At 36.5% G+C, this 22535-nt stretch carries 19 protein-coding genes; 12 read left to right on the top strand and 7 right to left on the bottom strand.

Features of this window, described 5'->3' with window-relative positions; translation table 11 throughout:
• Nucleotides 1-318 precede the first annotated feature (318 nt).
• Nucleotides 319-2142 carry a hypothetical protein gene (locus BUA71_RS11325; RefSeq protein WP_072879814.1) on the top strand — a complete coding sequence of 608 codons (1824 nt, stop codon included), beginning with the start codon at nucleotides 319-321 and terminating at the stop codon, nucleotides 2140-2142.
• A gap of 73 nt (nucleotides 2143-2215) precedes the next feature.
• Here the strand turns inward: BUA71_RS11325 and BUA71_RS11320 are convergent, their stop codons facing one another.
• Complete coding sequence (locus BUA71_RS11320; protein ID WP_072879812.1) at nucleotides 2216-4519, bottom strand: transglycosylase domain-containing protein; 2304 nt, start codon at nucleotides 4517-4519, stop codon at nucleotides 2216-2218.
• Between the two features lie 274 nt (nucleotides 4520-4793).
• Here BUA71_RS11320 and BUA71_RS11315 point away from each other — a divergent pair, with 274 nt between their 5' ends.
• From BUA71_RS11315 to cysM, 5 genes are all read left to right on the top strand, one after another.
• The gene (locus BUA71_RS11315; protein ID WP_072879811.1) at nucleotides 4794-5648 is read left to right on the top strand and encodes an SdiA-regulated domain-containing protein; all 855 of its coding nucleotides are present in this window, start codon (nucleotides 4794-4796) and stop codon (nucleotides 5646-5648) included.
• A 226-nt stretch (nucleotides 5649-5874) separates the two neighbouring features.
• Nucleotides 5875-6327 carry a cold-shock protein gene (locus BUA71_RS11310; RefSeq protein ID WP_072879809.1) on the top strand — a complete coding sequence of 151 codons (453 nt, stop codon included), beginning with the start codon at nucleotides 5875-5877 and terminating at the stop codon, nucleotides 6325-6327.
• 143 nt (nucleotides 6328-6470) lie between these two features.
• Nucleotides 6471-7778 (top strand): DEAD/DEAH box helicase, encoded by a 1308-nt coding sequence (locus BUA71_RS11305; RefSeq protein WP_072879807.1) that lies wholly within the window; start codon nucleotides 6471-6473, stop codon nucleotides 7776-7778.
• A 594-nt stretch (nucleotides 7779-8372) separates the two neighbouring features.
• Nucleotides 8373-9161: a serine O-acetyltransferase gene (locus BUA71_RS11300; protein WP_072879805.1), complete on the top strand. Its 789-nt coding sequence runs from the start codon at nucleotides 8373-8375 to the stop codon at nucleotides 9159-9161.
• Nucleotides 9161-10045, top strand: coding sequence for a cysteine synthase CysM (gene cysM / locus BUA71_RS11295; RefSeq protein WP_072879803.1), 885 nt, complete (start codon nucleotides 9161-9163; stop codon nucleotides 10043-10045). Before BUA71_RS11300 ends, cysM begins: the two co-directional genes overlap by 1 nt.
• Before the next feature lie 87 nt (nucleotides 10046-10132).
• On the opposite strand, the gene BUA71_RS11290 is transcribed toward cysM, so the two are convergent.
• The 4 genes from BUA71_RS11290 to nadC are packed head-to-tail and all read right to left on the bottom strand — an operon-like array spanning nucleotide 10133 to nucleotide 12957.
• Nucleotides 10133-10576 carry a DUF2147 domain-containing protein gene (locus tag BUA71_RS11290; RefSeq protein ID WP_083572089.1) on the bottom strand — a complete coding sequence of 148 codons (444 nt, stop codon included), beginning with the start codon at nucleotides 10574-10576 and terminating at the stop codon, nucleotides 10133-10135.
• Between the two features lie 17 nt (nucleotides 10577-10593).
• Nucleotides 10594-11154: a chalcone isomerase family protein gene (locus tag BUA71_RS11285; RefSeq protein ID WP_072879801.1), complete on the bottom strand. Its 561-nt coding sequence runs from the start codon at nucleotides 11152-11154 to the stop codon at nucleotides 10594-10596.
• A 26-nt stretch (nucleotides 11155-11180) separates the two neighbouring features.
• A complete protein-coding gene (locus BUA71_RS11280; RefSeq protein ID WP_072879799.1) occupies nucleotides 11181-12095 on the bottom strand; it encodes a YihY/virulence factor BrkB family protein in 915 nt (304 codons plus the stop codon).
• Between the two features lie 4 nt (nucleotides 12096-12099).
• Nucleotides 12100-12957, bottom strand: coding sequence for a carboxylating nicotinate-nucleotide diphosphorylase (gene nadC, locus BUA71_RS11275; RefSeq protein ID WP_072879797.1), 858 nt, complete (start codon nucleotides 12955-12957; stop codon nucleotides 12100-12102).
• A 52-nt stretch (nucleotides 12958-13009) separates the two neighbouring features.
• Here nadC and rlmH point away from each other — a divergent pair, with 52 nt between their 5' ends.
• From rlmH to BUA71_RS11255, 4 genes are all read left to right on the top strand, one after another.
• A complete protein-coding gene (rlmH, locus tag BUA71_RS11270) occupies nucleotides 13010-13483 on the top strand; it encodes a 23S rRNA (pseudouridine(1915)-N(3))-methyltransferase RlmH (protein ID WP_072879795.1) in 474 nt (157 codons plus the stop codon).
• Between the two features lie 109 nt (nucleotides 13484-13592).
• Nucleotides 13593-14165: a non-canonical purine NTP diphosphatase gene (locus BUA71_RS11265; protein WP_072879793.1), complete on the top strand. Its 573-nt coding sequence runs from the start codon at nucleotides 13593-13595 to the stop codon at nucleotides 14163-14165.
• A gap of 63 nt (nucleotides 14166-14228) precedes the next feature.
• A complete protein-coding gene (locus BUA71_RS11260; RefSeq protein WP_072879791.1) occupies nucleotides 14229-16013 on the top strand; it encodes a DEAD/DEAH box helicase in 1785 nt (594 codons plus the stop codon).
• A gap of 245 nt (nucleotides 16014-16258) precedes the next feature.
• Entirely contained in the window at nucleotides 16259-17014 is a 756-nt protein-coding gene (locus BUA71_RS11255; protein ID WP_072879789.1) for a carboxypeptidase-like regulatory domain-containing protein, read from the top strand.
• Between the two features lie 349 nt (nucleotides 17015-17363).
• Here the strand turns inward: BUA71_RS11255 and uvrA are convergent, their stop codons facing one another.
• Nucleotides 17364-20150 (bottom strand): excinuclease ABC subunit UvrA, encoded by a 2787-nt coding sequence (gene uvrA / locus BUA71_RS11250; protein ID WP_072879788.1) that lies wholly within the window; start codon nucleotides 20148-20150, stop codon nucleotides 17364-17366.
• 232 nt (nucleotides 20151-20382) lie between these two features.
• Here uvrA and BUA71_RS11245 point away from each other — a divergent pair, with 232 nt between their 5' ends.
• Nucleotides 20383-20967 (top strand): RNA polymerase sigma factor, encoded by a 585-nt coding sequence (locus BUA71_RS11245; RefSeq protein ID WP_072879786.1) that lies wholly within the window; start codon nucleotides 20383-20385, stop codon nucleotides 20965-20967.
• A 635-nt stretch (nucleotides 20968-21602) separates the two neighbouring features.
• Nucleotides 21603-21755 carry a hypothetical protein gene (locus tag BUA71_RS17625; RefSeq protein ID WP_175545954.1) on the top strand — a complete coding sequence of 51 codons (153 nt, stop codon included), beginning with the start codon at nucleotides 21603-21605 and terminating at the stop codon, nucleotides 21753-21755.
• Between the two features lie 212 nt (nucleotides 21756-21967).
• Here BUA71_RS17625 and hpf read toward each other — a convergent pair whose 3' ends face one another.
• Nucleotides 21968-22273 carry a ribosome hibernation-promoting factor, HPF/YfiA family gene (gene hpf, locus BUA71_RS11240; protein WP_072879784.1) on the bottom strand — a complete coding sequence of 102 codons (306 nt, stop codon included), beginning with the start codon at nucleotides 22271-22273 and terminating at the stop codon, nucleotides 21968-21970.
• Between the last annotated feature and the right edge of the window lie 262 nt (nucleotides 22274-22535).

Below are 22535 nucleotides of genomic sequence, written 5' to 3'. Positions count from 1 at the left end.
CTATAGCTAAGACGGTTACAAATGGCCGCTTTTGATTTGTACCGTAAGTTTACGTCAATATTGCCGTTTTTCAAATTTTTTGTAGTGGGTCTCGCGATGACGCGAAACGCGAAACCCGCAACTCGCAACTCGCAACTCACAACCGATAACCGATACCCGACTACAGAATTATCTCAAATATGATTAGGGTCATATTCTAATTTATAATTATCCCATTCCTTTATCCCAAACAACCAAACCGTAGCTGATTTCTTCTAAAAAACAGAGGAAAAACGTTTAAGCTTTAAAAATCGTGTTTGGAATAGAAAAAATTAGGGAATGACATTTAAAAAACAATTGCACAGTTTTCACATCCCCGTGATGGGAACTGCTTTTACCATAGATAGCCCGATAAGGGTTGGGCATTATGGGATTTCATCGGTAATCTCTATTATAGACGATGAACTAATGGAAAAAATGAACGCTTTTTACAGCGCTAAATTCGATTTACCTTATCAGGAAATTTCCAAAAAAGTAAAAGGTTTTAGGGCTGAACGTATTAGGTCTTATCTCAACCTGGTAGATAAACTAGTAAAAGATAAATTTACCGGATTTAAAGAAGAACTGGCTGAAAACAAAACTGCCTTAGAGAACTATATAGCCATGCTCCCGGGACAGTCGGAAATTAAGCAAGGCTTGCAAGAATTGATGGAATCTGGTAAAACCGCCGGAGAAGAATTTAAAAATTTCCTGGAAGAGCATTTGAGTCCGGGAAGTGTAGATGTGAATATCATGTCTAAAATTGATAAAGATAACTTCGAAAAAAATGAACAACTTCCTGTTGAATATAACGATGCGCACGCGGCTTTAAAGGGTTTTGCCAGTTCTAACCTGTCTTCTTCCATTGTGCTTTCAGCGGGAATGAATCCCAGGCTCTACAGTTATTTTGAAGAATTTGACGATTTTTATCCAGATGCTGAGGGAAAACTAAGAAAGAAAATAATTTTAAAAGTAAGTGATTATAGATCGGCTTTTATACAGGGAAATTACTTTGCAAAAAAAGGTCTTTGGGTTTCAGAATACCGAATAGAATCTGGCTTAAATTGTGGCGGTCATGCTTTCGCTACCGATGGTCACTTAATGGGTCCAATTTTAGAAGAATTTAAAGAAAAGAAAGATGATCTTATAAAATCGGCCTTCGATCTTATGAATAAAGCGCTGGAACGTAAAGGAAAGAATATGGTTGAAAACGCTCCGGAATTAAATATTACCGTGCAAGGTGGAGTAGGAACTGCCGCAGAACACGATTTTCTCTTAGATCATTATAAAGTTGCTTCGGTTGGTTGGGGCTCTCCATTTTTATTGGTGCCAGAAGCTACTTCGGTAGATATGGAGACACGTAAACTCCTGGCAGATGCCAAAGAAAAAGATCTTTATTTAAGCAACATTTCTCCGCTGGGTGTTCCGTTTAATACGGTGAGGGGAACCACTAACGAGCGCTTTAAAAATAAACGAATAGCCGAAGATAAGGCTGGAAGTTCCTGCCCTAAAAAGTACCTGGCTTTAAGCAAAGAGTATGATGAGCAGGGAATATGTTCAGCTTCCAAAAAATTCCAGGATATCAAATTAAAAGAACTGGAAGAGGAAAGGTCTGAACTTAGTTCTAAAACTTATGAAAAAAAGAAATATAAAATTACCGAAAAAGCTTGTTTATGTGTTGGGTTAGGTAACGCTGCCTTGATGGAGAATGACCTGCGAATTAAAGGCCAGGCACAGGGTGTAGCCATTTGTCCTGGTCCTAATATGGCTTATTTTTCCAAAACTTTGAGCCTTAAGAATATGGTTGGCCATATTTATGGAAGTACCAATGTAATTAGGACGAATAGTCGTCCCCATATGTTCATTAAAGAATTACAGGTATATATGGATTATTTTAAGACTGAGTTAGAAGATATGCAGGACGGCACTATTGCACCCCAGTTAAAGAAGATGAAAAAATTCAAAAACAATCTTTTAAAGGGAATCGCTTATTACAGAGATTTATTGAATGACAAAAAAGATTGCTTTAAAAATGATTTTGAGCAAATGACTGAAGCATTATCGGGTTATGAAACTGAGCTTAATTTATTAGAAGTTCACATTCCTGAAAAAAGTATTGCCTAAAACTTAGGTAATTCTTAAACACAAAACCCTGGAATATAAACCCAGGGTTTGTGTTTTATTATAAGCTACTACCTTAGTTTTTATTCTTTTTCCCGCCTCCAAACAAGCGTTTAAAGAAGCCTTTCTTCTCTTTTTTCTCTTCTTTTTCTGCTTTATTATCTTTTCCACCACCAAAAAGTCGTTTAAAAAACCCGTCGCGCTTGGTAGGATCACAGTCCATCATTTCTTTGATTTCCCGGGAAACAGGTGCAAACCTGGCTCTTGTAAATTCATTAAACTCCGGATCTTTATTCATTTTCTGCATCAGTTTTCCAAAAATTGGTAAAGCAGAATTAGCGCCCTGTCCAATAGCTGTGTTTCTAAACCCAATACGGTGATCGTCTGCGCCCACCCAGGTTACTGCGAGCAGGTTTGGCGTAATACCTACAAACCATCCATCTTTATTATTTTGGGTTGTTCCGGTTTTTCCGGCAATATCATTTCTTAAGCCATAGGTAGTTCGCAGCCTGGTAGCCGTCCCTTCATTCACCGTGGCTTTCATCATTTCAATCATTAACTTTCTATTGGTTTCGGTAAGGGAAGGTTTTTTAGAAATTTCAGGCTCAAATTCGGCCAAAATATTTCCCGCGCCATCTTCTATTCGGGTAATATAATAAGCCTTGCTGGTAAGGCCTTTGTTTACAAAAGGCGTATAAGCCTCGGTTAATTCGGTTACACTTAAAGAGGCTGTGCCCAGTGCAATAGAAGGTACCGCGGGAAGCTTAGATGTTATTCCCATACTTTGAGCCTGGCGAATTACTTTATTAATGCCTGTTTCCATAAGCACTTTTACAGCAATAGTATTCATAGACTTACTTAAAGCTTCTTTTAGGTTGTAATTAATATGCTCATCTTCTTCCTTTACTCCGCCAGAGTTAGAAGGTGTCCAACCATTGGCATAAGTTACCTCCCGGGGTGAGAAATAATCACATACTTCAATTCCGCTTTCCAATGCAGCAGTATATACAAAAGGTTTAAAAGTAGAGCCTACCTGCCGCTTGCTTTGGGAAACGTGATCATACTTAAAGTAACGAAAATCGATACCGCCAACCCAAGCCTGTACAGCACCATTTTGTGGTTTGACGGCTAACATTCCCGCGTTTAAAAATTTTAAATAATGTGCAACACTATCACGCGTACTCACATTTTTTGTAGTTACACCATCATAATCAAAAAGCTCAGTATTATGCTTTGTGTTTAGTTTTTTTAATATTTCGGTTTCTTTTAAATCCTCTTTTGCTAGATTTTTCCAGGCTGAGGTCTTTTTTAAAGCATCGAGCACCAGGTTTTTATTTGTTAACCAGGGCGCTGCCTTGCCATAAGAAGCTTCGTGTTGTTTCTGTAAATTAGCCATATGCTCTTTTAAAGCTTCTTCAGCCAAAACCTGAAGCTTATAATTAAGTGTTGTGTGCACAATGAGTCCGTCGCGATAAATATTGTATTTCTTGCCATCCTTATTTTTTAAAGTATCTAAAACTTTACTTACATCTTTTCTCACTTGCTCCCTAAAATAGGGCGCCAAACCTTTATCGTGACTATAGCTTTTATAATCCAACTCCAGTTCTTTTTGTATTGTTTTTTTCAGCTTTGCTTCAGTGATATATCCATATTTTTTCATTTGCGTGAGCACCACATCACGTCTTAACCTGCTGCGCTCGGGAAAAATTCTTGGATTATAATAATGCGAAGCTTTTAACATTCCCACCAGTACAGCGGCTTCTTCAAGATTGAGTTGAGAAGTGTGTTTATTAAAGAATTTCATCGCGGCACTTTCAATACCAAAGGTATTATCGCTAAAAGGCACCGTATTAAAATACAGTCTTATAATCTCCTTTTTTGAGTAAATATCTTCCAGCCGACTGGCAATTATGGCTTCCTGAAATTTATTCACCACAATCCCCAAACTACCGTAATCTTTACGGCCGTAAATATTCTTGGCGAGTTGTAGGGTGATGGTGCTTCCGCCGCCCGAAGAATCATCCTGCAATAATATAGATTTAAAAAACACACGCAATAAACTTCGCTTGTCTATTCCTTCGTGTTCAAAAAACCGCGCATCTTCAGTAGCAATAAGTGCATTTACAAGGTGCTCTGGAAATGCTTCGTATTTTACCGGCTGACGATCGAAAACGTAAAATTTACCTATAAGGTCTCCGTTTGCGGCCAATACCTGAGTGGCTCGATTTTGTTTAAGGTCTTTTAATTCTAGAGAAGAAGGTAGCTTTCCCCAGGCACCAAAGTAGATGCTGCTAAAAAATAATATTGCAAGGGCAAGCAGACTTAAAATTATGAGGAGACCCCATTTTAATTTAGGGTGTTTTTTAATCTTGTTTAGCATACCTGGTTATAATTGCTGCAAAGAAACAAATACCAATGAAATACTATATAAAATTTTAATGGTTTTTTAAGCTTTTAAATAAATTTTAAAGATTAAATGAAACTAATTTTGTAGAATATGGCTGTAGCAAAAACTTATTTTTAAACAGAAATACCAAAATGACCGTTCAGAAATAGTTTGAAAAATGGGTTATAGCTTAGATTAAAGAATCTATAACAGAATTAAATCTTTGAATTATAGCGAAATGAACTTGCAATCGATAAAATAAATTTGAATGAAGAAGTTAGTATGGAGTATAATTATAGCGGTTCTTATAGTTACGGCGCTAATTTATTGGGGCTTTTCAAAAGGAAGTTATTTTGCGTTCGATGAGAATGCCAAAACCTATAATATTTCTGAAAAATGGGAATTATCGCAAGAACTAAATGAGATTTCTGGAATTAGTCATATTGGGAATAATGAGTTGGCTTGCATCCAGGATGAAAAAGGTTTGATTTATATCTACAATTTAAAAACGGCAGAAATAACCAATCGTATTCATTTTGGGGACGCAGGAGATTATGAAGCGATTAGCGTAGCTGGGAAGACGGCCTGGGTTACACGTAGTGATGGCAAGTTATTTGAAATTATAAATTATAGAAAAGCCAACAGAAAAATTAATTCCTATAAAGTTTCCGGTATAGATCTAGACGATTTGGAAGCCATTGAGGTGGATTCTAAAAATGACCGGCTTTTGCTTATGATTAAAGAATACAATATTCGTAGAGATAGAAAAGGCATTTATGCGTTTAATCTTGAAACCAAAACCACCAATACAAATAGTCTTTTTGAGTTGGATGTGAATGCTAAGGAATTTAAGAAATTAAAAGGAGGGCGCTCTTCTCTAATCATTAGGGCTACAGCCTTGAGCATTCACCCTAAAACCGGGGAAATCTATATTTTGGAAGGACATCAACCAAAAATAATTATTTTAAATCAAAGCGGGGTTATTAGTAATATTCATATTCTGAATCCCAAAACTTTTCCCAAACCAGAAGGTCTTGCATTTGATGAAGCCGGTAATTTATATATCTCTAATGAAAGTAGGAGACAACCGGCAACTATCTTGCAAATAAATCTTGATGATTAGTTTTTAATAACTTTCAGACTAAGATTTAATAATTTTTGAACAAGCTTCTATTTGTTAATTATTATTTCTATTAGATTAAATAAATTGAATCTTATCCCTTATCTTTGTATAAGTTAAAGCGATGAAAGAATCTGGATTTTTTTTAAAGAAAAAGTTTATTATAGCTTTAGAAACAATCAGGATTCCAAATCTGCTTACTCAAATAATTATTAATTAAAATCAACTAATGGGCAAATCTCAGCAGACATTTAGTAAAACTGAAAAAGAGAAAAAGAAATTAAAGAAGCGAAAGGAAAAAGAACTCAGGAAGCAGGAGCGAAAGGAAAATTCAAATAAAGGCGGCAATTTTGAAGACATGATCGCTTATGTTGACGCCGATGGTAATCTTACCGATACTCCTCCAGATCCCTCTCAAAAAGTAGAGGTGGATGCCGAAAGTATAGAAATAGGAACTCCTAAGAAAGAAGATCTACCAGAGGAAGATCCGCAACGTACAGGGAAAGTTTCCTTCTTTGATCACTCAAAAGGTTTTGGTTTTATCATAGATGCTGAAAATAATGAGAAATATTTTGTACACGTTACCGGTCTTATAGACGAGATTAACGAAAATGACAAAGTTACTTATGAGCTAGAACGCGGAATGAAAGGCATGAATGCGGTACGCGTTAAAGTGATTTAATGATATTTTAAAATTTAAGGTTCAGGATGTTTTTATATCCTGAACCTTTTTTCTTTTTACAAGCTGCCAGGCTACGGCAGGCTATATTTTCTTCGGGGAAGTCTTTTTTATTCTCGTTATTACTATCCCCATAAAATTCCCCTATGCAAAATGCAATAAAGAATTTACAGGAGATCCTGGATAAACTTAAAATCCGGGAGTTAAATGTAATGCAGCAAAAAGCGTACGATACAATCTCGAATAAAAAAGATACCGTTTTGCTCTCTCCTACCGGAACCGGTAAGACCCTCGCATTTTTATTGCCAATTCTGGCTAATTTAGATCCGGATAAAACCGAAGTTCAGGCCCTTATTTTAGTGCCATCGCGAGAGCTCGCTATTCAAATTGAACAGGTTACCCGTGAAATAGGTGCCGGCTTTAAAGTTCACGCTGTTTATGGCGGCCGTGCTTTTAAAAAAGATAAACAGGATTTAATTCATCCTCCTTCTATTTTAATAGGAACCCCTGGCAGGATAGCCGATCACTTAAGAAGAGAAAGCTTTTCTGTTGAGTTTATTAAAGTTTTAGTGCTGAACGAATTTGATAAATCCCTCGAAACCGGCTTCGAGACAGAAATGAAAGAAATTATTTCCAGCTTGCCTCAACTTGAAAACCGAATTTTGACTTCAGCAACACAACCGGAGAAAATCCCGGAATTTGTAGGTATTAAAAATGCAGAAGTTCTAGACTTTTTGCAATCGAATACTCCGGCGGTCACTATTAAAACCCTGGAAACCTTTGGCAGCACCAATAAGACTTTATTAGCCTTGCTTGAGGAACTGGAAAGCAAAACAGGGATAATTTTTTGCAACCTAAAAGATAGTATTGCCCAGCTTAGTGATTTTCTACACGAAAAAAATATAGCACACGGTATATTTTCCGGAGGAATGGAACAAAGAGATCGCGAACGATCCCTCATAAAATTTAGAAACGGTACTCATCGAATCCTCATCGCAACAGATCTTGCTGCCCGGGGAATTGACGTGCCAGAAATTGATTTTATCATTCATTATCAATTGCCTTTAAAAGCTGAAGAATTTACACACAGAAACGGACGAACAGCGAGAATGCATAAGAAAGGAACTGCTTTTGTTCTTTATAATAAACATGAAAAATTACCCGATTTTATTCAGAAGAATGAACATCAGTTAGAGGAAAAAATGAAACTTTCACAAGAAGTTTTAAATTGTACTTTATTTATTTCTGGAGGAAGAAAGGACAAAATCTCTAAAGGAGATATCGCAGGCCTGTTCTTAAAAGAGGGGGGACTTAAGAAAGAGGAGTTAGGGTTAATTGAACTAAAACAAGATTGTGCATTTGTAGCTGTTCCTGGTGAAAATGTCCAAACCCTTATTAATAAATTAGATAATACTAAATTAAAGCGCAAGAAAGTAAGAATTAGGTTGGTTTAATCGCGGGGCGATAGCCAGGGGTTTAATTCTCCCGGGGCTTGCCTCGAAATAAAAAAGTTTTTTCGGAAGTATACCTCGCGCCCTTGGGTAGAGGTTGTTGATTCCGGTTATAACGAGTTTTATAGAAAATGCATAAGCTCAGTAGTTTTAATATTTTATTTTTCTTCAGAAATACTCCAAAACACCGTACTAAATCCTATAAGACAACATGTGTTGGAGAAGAATTATAAACATTCCTTTACATCGAAATTAAGCAGACTTAATGTTATGGCTTAATCAGGGTTTGAAGTCATAATATTATTATCGATAGCATTTATAAAGAAAAAAAGAAATTTTAATAGGTATTGCTTACATTTGAAATATAATACCAATTTAACCATATAATGACGCATTCAAGCTTGTTCATTTTCCGCTCTATTTCCTTGCTCATAATTTCCATAGCTGCGGCTATGCAAACCAATCGCAGCGTCATAGAACAAAAAAGCAACTTCGCTTTCTGTGCGACTTTACAAAGTTAAATTGGTATAGCTCCTGGAGACTTAATGGTTTTATTTCAGGAATAATTGTTAAATATTATTTACACGGGAAATTCACATGAGTACTAATGATGTAATTGAAAGCATAAAAAATCAAAAACGACTTCCTAATTTAAAATTCAGCATAAGAGAAAAAACGGAAGCTTTTACAAAAAATTTATTTTATACCCTTTTTGATGCCGAAACTCCGGTTGATAAAAATATAGATCAATTAGGGAAAGATTTTCAAGAGTTGGCAAATTTGGTTTGTTGGGAACCAGAAAAGCCGTGCGAAGATATCTGGCAGCAATACCTGGAAGAACTTCCCGGTATTCTTGAAAAACTAAACAAAGATGCCAATACAATTGCAGGAAACGATCCCGCTGCAAATTCTATAGAAGAAGTTATTCTTTCTTATCCCGGCTTTTTTGCTATCGCTATTCATAGATTTTGTCATGCTTTCTATAATTTTGGCTTGCCCCTGGTCCCAAGATTAATGGCCGAAAGTGCTCATTCCCTTACCGGTACAGACATACATCCCGGGGCAAAAATTGGCACCCCTTTCTTTATAGATCACGCTACCGGGGTTGTAATTGGTGAAACAGCGGTGATAGAAAATAATGTAAAAATCTATCAGGGAGTGACCCTGGGCGCCTTATATGTAGATCGTAATCTTAAAAATCTAAAACGACATCCTACCATTGCAGAAAATGTAACTATCTATGCCAATGCCTCTATTCTGGGAGGAGAAACCCACATTGGAGCAAACAGTATTATTGGTGGGAATGTTTGGCTTACTTCTTCGGTGCCAAAAAATTCCATGGTTTCCCATACGCCACAAATTAATATTAAAAACACAACAGAATAATGAACGATTCAATTTTAGATTTAATTGGAAATACACCTTTAGTAAAAGCCCAGACTTTGGTTAAAAATCCTAATGTAGCTTTGTATTTTAAGCTTGAAGGTGACAATCCCGGCGGAAGTGTAAAAGATCGCGCTGCTTACAATATGATTAAAAGCGCACTGGATAGGGGAGATATTACAAAGGATACCAAACTAATAGAAGCAACCAGCGGAAATACCGGAATTGCTTTAGCGATGATTGCCGGTATATTTAAACTGGATTTAGAATTGGTAATGCCGGAAAATGCCACGATCGAAAGGGTGAAAACTATGCGTGCTTATGGCGCTAAGGTAACTTTGACAGATGGTGATGGCGGAATTGAAGGCGCCCGGGATTATGCTGAAGAAAAAATGGCCGGTGGAGATTATTTTATGTTCAATCAATTTAGTAATAACGATAATTGGAAAGCACATTATAAAACCACCGGTCCCGAAATTTGGGAAGATACCAAACATAAAATCACCCATTTTGTTTCGTCCATGGGAACAACGGGAACTATTATGGGGACTTCTGGTTTTCTAAAAGAACAAAATAAGGATATCCAGATTGTGGGAGTGCAACCTACCGATAATTCTAAGATTCCTGGGATTAGAAAGTGGCCGGAAGCTTATCTTCCTAAAATTTTTAATCCTGAAAAAGTAGATCGAATTTTAGAAGTGAGTGAAGCAGATGCAGTTGCCATGACAAAGCGCCTGGCTACCAAAGAAGGTATTTTTGCCGGGATGAGTAGTGGAGGTGCTACTGCTGCCGCAGTGAGATTATGTGAAGAACTTGAAGAAGGCCTTGTAGTGAGTATTATTTGTGATAGGGGAGACCGCTATTTATCTTCCACGATTTTTGATTAACAGATTTAATAATTAATTCTTCTGAAAATAGTTTAAAAAATAGCCAGCGATATTCTAAATATCGCTGGTAAAGTATTAAAAGATAATTTAATCGGCGCGTTCCCAGGTCTTGGTCTTATAAAAGAATGCGATATAGCCACGAACGTTTAATTGATCTGGTTTTTCCTCATCAACCCATATCTTTCCTTTGTACTGCTTGCCAGAATCTGGGTCTATTAAGGTGCCATTTACATATTCATTCCCTTCTTTTTCAAAGTCACGAATTACCCTAAGACCTTCAATAGGCTTGTTCTTAAGCTCCCCGGGACATTTGGTACATTTTCTATCACGGTGATTTTCATTGGTGATTCTAATAACTTTACCCTGTACTATTCCATTTTCTTCATAAACTTCTATAATAGAATTTACCCGGCCGGCGTCATTTTTAACTTCCCATTTTCCAAATACTCCCTGCGCCCTAAGATCACTCGTTGAAGTGCAAATAATAAATAAAAGGATTAGTTTGCTTAAAATAAATCTAGAAATGATCATACACTAAAATCTTTTAATTATTTATCTAACATATCTTTCTTCAGATCTTTATCTGCTGGATTGTCTGAAAGCCAAATTCCAAATAGCGCTTTTTTGAATTCCATTCCTTTAATGCTGCCACTCTTTTTATCGTTTTTATAAACTACAACACCTTCATCTGGGATGTAAACGAGATCGAAAATATCGCCTTTACTTATTTCTTCTTCAAATAGGTTTTTAAACTTTTTGATTTCTGAAGCAATAGGCTTTGTATTGTCATTGGTAGCATTTTCAAATCCTTCATTTACTGCATTGACCATGCGTTTACTGTTTATCATTCCAGAAACAATGTGCAATCTAATGGCCATAGCTTCATCTTTATTTATAATTTCAGAAGCATCTACAGCGCGATTTTTAAGATACAGGCCACCGGCATACATATCCATCCAAAACTTTTCTCTCACTCCGGCTCCATTTAGGATTAGGTCTTCTGAAGAATAAGTTAGAGTCGCCGGTAAAGTTATCCCGGCGATTTCGGTTTGTGCCGATGACAGGTTTATACCGCACATAACAACTAGTAATACTAAAATTTTTTTCATAATTAGAAGGTTTTGGAATTATAAAGTTATTTAATTTTTTTCTTCATTTTTATTAAAGATGCATTTAATTCAAATCCCAACAATAAAATGTTTGAATTTAACCAAATATAAACCATCAAAATTAATAGTGCACCAATCGAGCCATAAAGCTCATTATAAGTAGAGAAATTCTCTATATATAAACCAAAAAAGTAGGTGTTTAAAGCAATTAAGATAGTTGTAAAGATTGCACCTGTGGAGAAAAACCGAGCCTGTCTTGCTTCTTTTGTTCCAAAATAATAAAGCGTAGAAACAGCAACATACACCAATAAAATAAAGGCGGTGTATTTCACAAAAACCGGACTTGCCTCATTTGTGTTAATTCCATTGAAATCATTAACCACATAATTAAGATAAACCACGAGGATAACGGTTAACAATAACACCATGGCTAATGCCAGCGAAATCCCTACTGCAACAATATACTGTCTAACTATAGATCTATTATGGCTGGTATGGTAAGAGAATTCAAAACCGGTAAATATGGCATTTACGCCATTGGTCATTAAAAAAATAGATAGAATAAATGCAATAGAAAGAAGACCACCACGAGGAGTATTGGCAATATCAAGAAAGATATCATTAAAAAAATCATGAGTGTTTGGTGGCAGTAGAGAATCCATAAAAATAAGAAACTGCAACTGGAAGTCATCTATAAAATTCACATAGGGAATAAGGTTAAGCATAAAAAGCAAAAACGGGAATAACGCCATAAAAAAGCTAAAAGCGATCGCACTGGCTCGGGTTGAAAAAGTCCCCTGAATAATCCCTACGGTATAAATCTTCCAAAGATCATAAAATGATAGCCCATCTAACCCGGGTAAGATAATCTTCTTGGTTTTTGTTCTCCACCAATTAGAAATCTTTACGAGTGTAGTTAAAAAGACCCTTTTGGCAGACATATTTTTATATTGCTTTTAAACTAAGGTCAAGATTATAGACCGAATGCGTTAAAGCACCACTGGAAATATAATCTACCCCACATCGTGCATATTTTGATGCTGTATCTAAAGTGATACCCCCACTGGACTCGGTTAAGCACCTACCATCAATTAACTGCACCGCTTTTTTCGTGTCTTCATAATTGAAGTTATCTATAAGAATACGATATACCTCACCGGCGTTTAATATCTCTTCAATTTCCATCAAATTCCTGGCTTCCACAATTATCTTTAGATCGAGCTCGTTCTCTTTGAGGTAAATTTTGGTTTTTTGGATGGCTTTGGTAATTCCGCCGGCAAAATCTATGTGATTATCTTTTAACATAATCATATCGTACAAGGCAAACCTGTGGTTTTCGCCACCACCTATTTTTACAGCCCATTTTTCTAAAGCCCGTATTCCGGGGGTAGTTTTTCTGGTATCCAGGATCTTTGTTTTTGTTCCCTCCAATTCTTTAACGAAAGCATTGGTTTTTGTAGCGATAGCACTCATTCTTTGCATCGCATTTAACACCAGCCTTTCGCCTTTTAGAATAGATTGTGAACTTCCGGCTATATAAAATGCAATATCACCTTGAGAGATCTTCTCACCATCTTTCATTTTTACATCAATACTCAGGTCGGGATCTATTCTTTCAAAAACCATTTTAGCAAATTCCACCCCAGCGAGAACTCCTTCATCTTTAATTAACAGCTTCGCTTTTCCATTTGCCTTGGCGGGAATGCAAGCCAGTGAACTGTGATCGCCGGGACCAATATCTTCGCGAATGGCGTTTTCAATAATTAGACTTATTTCTTTTTCAAATTGTGCTTTCGAGATCATTTTGCAATACTTATTTTTGTAAATGTAGCAAAGTCTGCGCAAAATCTACCGAATGACGATAAAATTACTCTGTATAGGGAAAACCGATAACCGGGAGCTAAAACAACTTATAGAAGTATATTACAAAAGGCTTCAGTTTTACAACAAATTTGAAATCGAAATTATACCCGATTTAAAAAAGACGAAAAACCTGGATGAAAATAAGCAGAAAGAGAAGGAGGGAAGCCTAATTTCAGCAAAACTTCAGAATTCAGATTTTGTAGTGCTACTTGATGAAAATGGAAAAGAGTTTTCTTCGGAAAAATTTTCAGCATACCTTCAGAAGAGATTAAACAGCGGGCTCAAACAACTTATTTTTATAATTGGCGGCCCTTATGGGTTTTCTGAAGCAATTTATAAAAGAGCCGATGCCAAAATAGCCCTTTCTCAAATGACTTTTTCCCATCAAATGGTGCGCTTGTTTTTTACCGAGCAACTTTACCGCGCCTTTACAATTTTAAAAAACGAACCTTATCACCATCGCTAGAAACAAAGTATAAAATCAGGCTGATAATGGCCGCAGAAATTAGCAGAACAAACAAAAGGTGATTGGAGCCTGTGAAAAATTCCTCATACTAAGATTAAAACCATAAACTATGAAACTTGTATTCGCCACGCATAATCAAAATAAATTAAAGGAAATAAAAGCGCTTTTACCACAGCACTTTGAACTATTGTCTTTAGAAGATATTGGTTGTACCGAAGAAATCGTGGAAGATGCCGATACCATAGATGGTAACGCCATATTAAAAGCCGATTATGTACGAAATCATTATGGCTATAACTGCTTTGCAGACGATACCGGGCTGGAAATTGAAGCTTTAGATGGCGCTCCCGGTGTACATTCGGCACGATATGCGGGCGAAGAAAAAGATGATAAAGCTAATGTGAACAAATTACTGTCGCAACTAGAGGAGAAAGAGAATAGAAAAGGAAGGTTTAAAACGGTTATTGCACTAAATTTAGAGAATAAGCAAAGCATTTTTACGGGAATTTGTAAAGGAGAAGTGATTGAGGAAAGACGTGGTGACCAGGGTTTTGGTTATGATCCTGTTTTTAAACCGGAAGGTTTCGAGCAAACTTTTGCTGAAATGAATTTAAATGAAAAATCAAAAATAAGTCATAGAGCAAAAGCATTTAAAGCGCTAATCGCCTATCTTTCAAAATAAAGTAAGTAGATAACTCAATTTTATATTCTTAGCCGTACCTTTGCCGCTTATTTAATTTTTTATATGAACAAATTTGAACAATTAGGTTTAAACCCTTCTATTCTTAAAGCAGTCGAAGATATGGGTTTTGAAAGCCCAAGTGAAGTACAGGAAAAAGCGATTCCTGTTTTATTGAAAGAAGATACCGATATGGTGGCATTAGCCCAAACCGGTACTGGAAAAACCGCTGCTTTTGGATTTCCGCTTATCCAAAAAATAAATGCAAACAATAAGCATACCCAGGCATTAATCCTTTCACCAACCCGTGAACTATGCCTACAGATTACCCATGAAATTAAGAATTATTCAAAACACGAACAAGGCTTACACGCAGTGGCGGTCTATGGTGGCGCCAGTATTACAGACCAGGCCAGGCAAATAGAACGTGGGGCGCAAATAATTGTCGCTACTCCAGGTAGAATGCAGGATATGATTAACCGTAAATTGGTTAATATTTCGAAAATTGAATATTGCGTTCTGGATGAAGCCGATGAGATGTTGAATATGGGTTTCTTTGAAGATATTAAAAATATACTTTCGCATACCCCAAAAGAAAAGCATACCTGGTTATTTTCGGCTACCATGCCTAAAGAAGTGGCAACTATTGCCAAGAAATTTATGCGTACTCCTATAGAAATTACGGTAGGATCTAAAAACCAGGGAACTTCTAATGTTTCTCACGAGTATTATCTTGTTAATTCAAGACAGCGTTACGAAGCATTGAAAAGACTGGCTGATGCCAATCCCGATATATTTTCAGTAATCTTTTGTCGTACAAAAAGAGATACCCAAAAAGTTGCAGAAAAGCTAATTGAAGACGGTTATAGCGCCGCTGCTTTGCACGGCGACTTAAGCCAGAATCAACGGGATTTGGTGATGAAAAGCTTTAGGACCAAGCAAATTCAAATGTTGGTTGCAACAGATGTTGCTGCCCGTGGTATTGATGTAGATGATATTACCCACGTGATTAATTACCAGTTACCAGATGAGATAGAAACTTACACGCACCGTAGCGGCCGTACTGGTCGAGCCGGAAAAAGCGGGGTTTCCATGGTGATTATCACTAAGAGTGAAATGCGTAAAATAAAGAGTATTGAGCGCATTATTCAGCAGAAATTTGAACAGAAAGATATTCCAGACGGGATGGAGATATGCAGGGTGCAGTTGTTCCATTTGGCAAAGAATATAAAAGACACTGAAATAAACCGCGAAATAGATGCTTATTTACCGGGTATTAATGAAGTGCTGGAAGATTTTAGCAAGGAAGAACTAATTAAAAAATTCTTTTCTGTAGAATTTACCAGGTTCTTTAATTACTATAAAAATTCTTCGGGATTAAGTGCTCCTTCTGCTTCAGCAGGTGATGGTGGCGATTCTACACGTTACTTTATTAACGTTGGGGCTAAAGACGGCTTCGATTGGATGAGCTTAAAAGATTTCTTAAAGGCAACTTTAGATCTTGGTCGCGATGATGTATTTAAAGTAGATGTAAAAGACAGTTTCTCGTTCTTTAATACTGATGCTAAGAGTACCGAAAATGTATTGAATACCTTTAAGGATTTTCAACATCAGGGAAGGTATATTAATGTTGAAGAAACCAAAGATACAGGCGGACGCGGAAATCGCGGTGGTGGAAAACGTAAAGGTAAGTTCAACAAAGGAGGTGGAAAGCAGGATTCTTTTAAAGGTGGCGGCCGAAGACGCTCCGGTGGCGACAATGCTTCAGGTGGCCGTCGCGGAAAAAGTAAAGCTGGCAACAGGAACAAGAATATTGAAAATTCTATTAAAAGAAGACGTGGTAAAAAATAACCTATCACAGCTTGTAAAGCAGTAAAGAATCTATTTTACATAGAAATATTCAGTAAGCAGTCCCGGTGAGCAGTATTTAGATACTGGTTACTGCGACTGCTTACTTATAATACCATTAGAAGCTTAAAGACAAGTCCAATTGCTTGTTTTACTATGTTAAAACGAATAAGTTTAATTCTAATGGCTAAAACTTAAAATATGGCATTGTTTTTTATAAGTATTTTATAATTTAGACGCCAGTTATTATGAAGAAGTATCTTTTTACCCTTTTAGTATTTTTTATAGCCTGCAACGCATTTTCGCAAGATGTGGTAAACGGAACCGTTATGAACGCTGCCAACGATAAACCTATCGAAAAGGTGCATATTGTGAACCTTAACCAGGTGAAAGGCGCTGTAAGTAAGGATGATGGTTCTTTTAAATTACCGGCTACGGTAAACGATACACTTTATTTTTCTTACCTGGGATTTAAGTCTATTAAAGTGCGGGTTACGAACGACTGGCTTAAATATGGCAGCGTAAAGGTGAAGATGACCGAATTGGGGATAGCTCTTGAAGAAGTGGTACTGCAACCAGTAACGCTCACCGGATACCTGGAAATAGACGCCAAAAATATCCCCATTTATGAGAATCAACGATACAGTATCTCTGGATTAAACTCAGGGTATGAAGCCGGTGATAACTCTCCCGGTGCAGTTTCCCGGGTAATTGGCGCTATTTTTAACCCCGCCGATCTAATGCATAATATCTTCGGAAAAAAACCACGACAGATGCGTAAGTTGCGGCAAATGAAAGAAAATGATGAAATTAGGGAGTTACTGCGGAAAAAATTTAACCGCGAGACCTTAATTGCTCTCTTACAAATTAATGAAGCTGAAATTAATGAACTTCTGCAACGCTGTAATTACTCTAAAGACTATTTAAAAGCCGCAAACGACCTACAAATTTTAGATGCTTTAAGTGGCTGCTACGAAGAATACAAGATGCTGAATAGAAAGTAGTTCTTCTGAAGAAACACTTATTCTTAGTTTTATATTTTTCAGCATTAAGGTCAACATATTTACCTCTTTAGGTTTGGAGAATATTGTTATATCAAATAATAACGGAAATGTCAGGTTTTAGCTCAGTCGAAACCTACTTCGGTAATCAATAGTATTGATTATGAATATCAGGTGGGAAGTGTAGAAAAAAATTGCCACTAATTCACGAATACTTAAAAATTCAAGTGATTAAATTCGTCTAAATTATATCAACTATCAACCCTTTCGACTTCTTCCGCTATCGCAGAAGAAGCCACCTTCCCTTCGAAGGGAAGGAACTCTTATAATTACCTAACTAACCCGATAAGCCTTATACTTTATCCTTTAAATACTTAGCGGTAAACGAGTCTTTAGATTTTGCTATTTCTTCGGGGGTACCCTCAGCAACAATATTTCCGCCGTAAACTCCGCCACCGGGGCCAATATCAATAATATAATCGGCGCATTTCACTAAATCCATATTATGTTCTATCACCACAACGCTATGTCCTTTATCAATTAAAGCATCAAAGGCTTTAAGCAGCTTCTTGATATCGTGAAAATGTAAACCGGTTGTAGGTTCATCAAAAATAAACAAAGCCTTTTCTTTGGTGGTACCTTTTACCAAAAACGAAGCAAGTTTTATACGCTGGGCTTCCCCGCCAGATAGGGTAGACGAACTCTGGCCCAATTGCACATACCCCAAACCAACATCCTGCAATGGCCTAAGCTTTTTAACAATCTTATCGAGCTCATTTTCTTCAAAGAAATCTATTGCGTCGTCTATAGTCATATTCAACACATCATCGATATTCTTGTTGGCATACAATATTTCCAGCACATCTTTTTTAAAGCGCTTTCCATTGCAAACTTCACACTCCAGGTGAACATCTGCCATAAATTGCATCTCTATAGTTACTTCACCTTCACCTTTACAGGCTTCACAACGTCCGCCATCTACATTAAAAGAAAAGTGTTTGGGTTTAAAACCTCTAATATTTGCAAGCTTTTGATTTGCAAAAAGTGATCTAATATCATCATAAGCCTTAATATAGGTCACAGGATTGGAACGGGAAGATCTACCAATTGGATTTTGATCTATATATTCTACACTGCCCAGATTTTTAAAATCTCCTTGAATATCGGTGTATTGTCCGGCTTTTTCTCCATATCCACCAATTTTTTTCTGAATCGCAGGGTATAATATTTTCTTTACCAACGTACTCTTTCCGCTTCCGGAAACTCCGGTAATCGCGGTAAAGCTTTTTAGAGGAATACTAACATTAATATTTTGCAGGTTATTTTCGCGAGCGCCTATAATTCTAATTTCTCCTTTAGCTTTCCTGCGTTTTTTGGGAACTTCAATTTCTTTTTTACCGTTTAGATATTGTGAAGTAAGGGAATTAGATTTAAGGATCTGTTTTAAGTTTCCTGTGGCGACAACCTCCCCGCCGTGTGTTCCGGCTTCAGGGCCAATATCAATAATTTCATCGGCGGCGTTCATAATATCTTCATCGTGTTCTACTACGATTACCGTGTTGCCTAAATCGCGCAGATTTTTAAGAACACCAATTAAACGCTCGGTGTCCCTGGGATGTAAACCAATGGATGGTTCATCTAAAATATACATAGAACCCACTAAACTACTTCCTAAAGAAGTCGCCAGGTTAATACGTTGCGATTCCCCACCGGACAACGTGTTAGATTTTCGGTTTAGAGTAAGATAATCCAGACCAACTTCCGAAAGGAATTTTAAGCGGCTATTGATTTCCGTTAATAAACGCTTGGCAATTGTAGTATCGTATTCATCTAATTTAAGCTCCTTAAAAAACTCTCTTACCTTTTCCAGGGGTTTTTCTACCAGGTCTGTGATACTGTGTTCGCTTATTTTTACATATTCAGCTTCCGGTCTAAGCCTTTTACCTTTACAAGCTGAACAACGAGTCTTCCCACGATAACGAGAAAGCATAACCCTGTTCTGAATTTTATAGGCTTTTCGTTCTAAGAATGCAAAAAAGTCATTTAAACCTTCAAAATGCTTATTACCATTCCAAACCAGGTCTTTTTGCTCTTGTGTTAATTGAAACCAGGGTTTGTGAATAGGAAAATCGAACTTATGGGAATTATTCACCAACTGGTCTTTATACCAGCTCATACTTTCTCCCCGCCAGGGAAAAATAGCATTATCGTAAACTGAAAGTCCCGTGTTTGGAATTACCAAATCTTCATCTATACCTATTACATCACCATAACCTTCGCATTTTGGGCAGGCCCCATAAGGATTATTAAAGCTGAATAAATGTACATTGGGTTCCAAAAAAGTCATTCCATCTAATTCGAACTTATTGCTAAAATGCCTGGTTTTCCCCGTTTCCATTTGTTCTATATAAAGTTCGCCTTTTCCCTCAAAGAATGCAGCATCGGTAGCATCTGCAAGCCTATTGTAAAAATCCTCTTCATCTTTAGTGATAATTCTATCTACCACCAGGAAAGTGTCTTTTTTCTTCAGGTTTTTAAGATCGGCTTCATCTATGCGAAGCACCTGGTCTTTAACTTTAATCCTGCTATAGCCTTGTTGTGCAAGCACTTTGATTTTTTCAGTTAGCGTCCTACCTTTCTCAATATGAATAGGGGCGAGGAGGAGGAGCTTTTCCCGTTCTTCAAAACTTTTAATATAATCTATAACATCTGCAACGCGATCCCTTTTCACCTCATTTCCAGAAACAGGCGAATAGGTTTTCCCGATCCTGGCAAAAAGCAATTTTAAATAATCATAAATTTCAGTAGAAGTTCCTACTGTAGAGCGAGGATTGGTAGAATTTACCTTTTGCTCTATCGCTATCGCCGGGGCGATGCCTTTAATATAATCTACTTTTGGTTTATTGAGCCTGCCAAGAAATTGACGAGCATAAGAAGATAAACTTTCCACATAACGCCGCTGCCCTTCAGCATAAAGTGTATCGAATGCTAAACTGGATTTCCCTGAACCCGAGAGCCCGGTAATTACCACCAATTTATTACGGGGTATAACTACATTTATATCTTTAAGGTTATGTAGTTTGGCACCCTTTATAACAATATTTTCTTTTAAATCTATTTCGGCAAGGTCAATATTCATGCTTATTTTTCTATACTAAGTCTGCAAAGGTACTCAATAACAAGCAGTGTGGAAAACAGGTTCATTCTTATAGTAATGTTAAAAAACAAAGCTTTTGTTTGTTATTCTTAAAAATATCTTGCTATATTTGACTTCCATTTAAAATAGAAAACCGCAGCCTATAGCACACAGTTACTTTAAAACTAAATAACCTAACCCTCAGGACACTACCATCCTGAATAAAGTAACTGAAATGGAAAACGTTGAAATCTCCGACGCTATTCTTGTACGTCGTTATATAGACGGAAGTGAATTAGCACTTAGCAAACTTATAAATAGGCACCAGCATAGAATTTACAGTTTTATATTTTCTAAGGTATATAACCGGGATATTGCTGAAGATATTTTCCAGGATACCTTCATTAAAGTAATCAATACCTTAAAACGCGGTAAATACAACGAGGAAGGCAAGTTTTTACCCTGGGTGATGCGTATTGCCCATAATTTGGTGATAGATCATTTTCGCCGCAATAAAAGAATGCCCAAATTTGACAATAGTGGGGATTTTAATATTTTTTCGGTGTTGAGTGACGACGATTTAAATGCTGAAAAACAGATCATAAAAGATCAAATTGAAAATGATGTAAAAGAATTGATTAAAGAGCTTCCCGAAGATCAACTGGAAGTTTTGGTGATGCGTATTTACAAGGATATGAGCTTTAAAGAAATTTCTGAAAGAACAGGCGTGAGTATCAACACTGCTTTAGGTAGAATGCGTTATGCGCTCATTAACCTGCGTAAGATTATTGAAAAACACAACCTGGTTTTGACCAATTAATTAGCGATTTTTTCTTCTGAAAAATAAAAGCTTACCAAACATATTTTATACCTACCACGAATTCCTGAATATTAATTATTCGGGGTTCGTGGTTTTTTATTCCTGAAGAAAATTTTTATACTGCAGAGAAATACTAGGGCAGGTCTATTAATTAGTAATGGAGAATGGGAACTGCTCCTTCGAGAAGGTGGCTTCTACTGCGGGAGCGGAAGAAGTCGGAAGGGTTAATACATGAAAATTTTTATCTGAATTTAATCGCGGGGCGATAGCCAAGGATTTAATTCCTGGGGCTAGCCATGAAATAAAAGAGTTTTTTCGGAAGCATACCTCGCACCCTTGGGTCGAGGTTGTTGATTCAATTAAAGATTAGCTTTTCTAGTCCTGGACATCATTGAAACTATCAATATTTCAGATTTTAAAAAATAAGGTTACTACAGGTATTATGAGCTGTCATTCCGAGGTAGGGGGAATCTGTTTTCTTAGAATAAAGATTTTTCAGTCCGCAAGATTCACAAACCGGGATATTATCAACGCAGTGCTAAACTATAGCCAAAAAAAATAATATTTAAGTCTGTGCCATAATATCCTATTTAAAATTGCGTTAAGATTAAGAACCAACTTCATAAAAAAATAAAATGGCAAAACTTTACACAAAAAAATTATCAAAGAACGAACCCTCTAATAAATTGGAACCAAGTAAGAAAACCCTGGATTTTATAATGAACTACTCCAAAGCTTTAAAAGTGACCAATTATAAGGGATTGCAATTTGATAATATCCTGAATTAATTTATAGGGTTAGAAACGCTACATTTAGAAAGAAACCGAGTGGAATAAAAAAGCTTTCTTAAAAACATTAGTCTATACATCACTAACATTTCTAAGAAAGCTTAATTATTAGACAGCTAATAATTATAAATCAATTAGCTTACCCCAAATATTAATATAAAGTCGGGGTCAATTGCCGCATTAAAATTTGCGTTGTTACAAGAATTTGACGGCTAATTAGAATGTGTCTTCATTTGGCTTTTTCGTTTTGCTAATTGTCGTTCCAGGTCTTTAACTGTTTCGGCGGTAGCGGCTTCGAATGATTCTTTGTTAGATTCGGCAAAAAGCTGTGGTCCCGGTGCGCTTAATTTGATATTACATATAAACCCTTTTGGATCCTGAACTTCCTCGCGCTTAAAATAAACCTGAGCCTTAATAATCCAGTCGTATTTTGTCTCAAGTTTGTCTAATTTCTTCTGGGCGAATTCCTGAAGATTTTCGCTTTTTTCCAGTTTTACAAATTGATATATTGCTTCCATAAATTAAATGTTTTGTTTGTACCAAGTAACCTAAAATATAACAGGCGTACAAATCCTTAAGTGATTCTTAGCAAAGATTTAAGATTGTGTTTTTTTAACCTTGTGTAGTTTCAGAAAACAACTTTTTTCGAATATAATTTGTTTTCTGTGAACAGTAAGGATTTTCAACTCTTTTAGTTGTTTAAAGTATAGATAGCAAAAAATAAAAACCTGTGATACCTGTAACTTTTATGAATTCACCTTAATAGTGAAAGCTAACTTA

The sequence above is a fragment of the Salegentibacter echinorum genome, assembly GCF_900129445.1.
In the GTDB taxonomy this organism is placed as follows: domain Bacteria; phylum Bacteroidota; class Bacteroidia; order Flavobacteriales; family Flavobacteriaceae; genus Salegentibacter; species Salegentibacter echinorum.
This window is presented reverse-complemented; position numbering and strand designations above follow the sequence as displayed.

What these genes read in the sequence shown, in the direction of transcription:
- BUA71_RS11325 (WP_072879814.1), top strand. Translation starts at nt 319, where the DNA reads ATGACATTTAAAAAACAATTGCACAGTTTTCACATCCCCGTGATGGGA.
- BUA71_RS11320 (WP_072879812.1), bottom strand. Translation starts at nt 4,519, where the DNA reads ATGCTAAACAAGATTAAAAAACACCCTAAATTAAAATGGGGTCTCCTC.
- BUA71_RS11315 (WP_072879811.1), top strand. Translation starts at nt 4,794, where the DNA reads ATGAAGAAGTTAGTATGGAGTATAATTATAGCGGTTCTTATAGTTACG.
- BUA71_RS11310 (WP_072879809.1), top strand. Translation starts at nt 5,875, where the DNA reads ATGGGCAAATCTCAGCAGACATTTAGTAAAACTGAAAAAGAGAAAAAG.
- BUA71_RS11305 (WP_072879807.1), top strand. Translation starts at nt 6,471, where the DNA reads ATGCAAAATGCAATAAAGAATTTACAGGAGATCCTGGATAAACTTAAA.
- BUA71_RS11300 (WP_072879805.1), top strand. Translation starts at nt 8,373, where the DNA reads ATGAGTACTAATGATGTAATTGAAAGCATAAAAAATCAAAAACGACTT.
- cysM (WP_072879803.1), top strand. Translation starts at nt 9,161, where the DNA reads ATGAACGATTCAATTTTAGATTTAATTGGAAATACACCTTTAGTAAAA.
- BUA71_RS11290 (WP_083572089.1), bottom strand. Translation starts at nt 10,576, where the DNA reads ATGATCATTTCTAGATTTATTTTAAGCAAACTAATCCTTTTATTTATT.
- BUA71_RS11285 (WP_072879801.1), bottom strand. Translation starts at nt 11,154, where the DNA reads ATGAAAAAAATTTTAGTATTACTAGTTGTTATGTGCGGTATAAACCTG.
- BUA71_RS11280 (WP_072879799.1), bottom strand. Translation starts at nt 12,095, where the DNA reads ATGTCTGCCAAAAGGGTCTTTTTAACTACACTCGTAAAGATTTCTAAT.
- nadC (WP_072879797.1), bottom strand. Translation starts at nt 12,957, where the DNA reads ATGATCTCGAAAGCACAATTTGAAAAAGAAATAAGTCTAATTATTGAA.
- rlmH (WP_072879795.1), top strand. Translation starts at nt 13,010, where the DNA reads ATGACGATAAAATTACTCTGTATAGGGAAAACCGATAACCGGGAGCTA.
- BUA71_RS11265 (WP_072879793.1), top strand. Translation starts at nt 13,593, where the DNA reads ATGAAACTTGTATTCGCCACGCATAATCAAAATAAATTAAAGGAAATA.
- BUA71_RS11260 (WP_072879791.1), top strand. Translation starts at nt 14,229, where the DNA reads ATGAACAAATTTGAACAATTAGGTTTAAACCCTTCTATTCTTAAAGCA.
- BUA71_RS11255 (WP_072879789.1), top strand. Translation starts at nt 16,259, where the DNA reads ATGAAGAAGTATCTTTTTACCCTTTTAGTATTTTTTATAGCCTGCAAC.
- uvrA (WP_072879788.1), bottom strand. Translation starts at nt 20,150, where the DNA reads ATGAATATTGACCTTGCCGAAATAGATTTAAAAGAAAATATTGTTATA.
- BUA71_RS11245 (WP_072879786.1), top strand. Translation starts at nt 20,383, where the DNA reads ATGGAAAACGTTGAAATCTCCGACGCTATTCTTGTACGTCGTTATATA.
- BUA71_RS17625 (WP_175545954.1), top strand. Translation starts at nt 21,603, where the DNA reads ATGGCAAAACTTTACACAAAAAAATTATCAAAGAACGAACCCTCTAAT.
- hpf (WP_072879784.1), bottom strand. Translation starts at nt 22,273, where the DNA reads ATGGAAGCAATATATCAATTTGTAAAACTGGAAAAAAGCGAAAATCTT.